This window comes from Peribacillus sp. SIMBA_075, from assembly GCF_046534585.1.
This window is the reverse complement of the sequence record NZ_JAWRYN010000732.1, coordinates 1-267: the sequence shown is the minus strand read 5'-3', so window position 1 is coordinate 267 and position 267 is coordinate 1. Positions and strand designations below refer to the sequence as shown.

The 267-nt window shown below is 52.1% G+C and carries 1 protein-coding gene; it reads right to left on the bottom strand.

Features of this window, described 5'->3' with window-relative positions; all coding sequences use genetic code 11:
* A partial coding sequence (locus SB775_RS30140) for a pyridoxal-phosphate dependent enzyme (protein WP_410864921.1) occupies positions 1-267 on the bottom strand: 267 nt, incomplete at both ends.

Genomic DNA, 267 nt, shown 5'->3' with positions numbered 1-267 from the left:
CGCTTCGCAATCGTGATCGCGGCAAAGACAGATGCACCTGAGGACGGTCCGACGAGTATTCCTTCCAACGCTCCCAGCTGCCTCATCGTTTGCAGGGCATCCTCATCTGCGATTTGCATGATTTCGTTATAGATGCTCGTATTGAGGATTTTCGGAATAAATCCCGGGCTCGTTCCAACAAGCTTGTGCGGTCCTGGTTTCCCCCCTGACAAAACAGGAGAGCCTTTTGGTTCCACAACGGCAATGTAGAGCTCAGGCAGCTTTTCA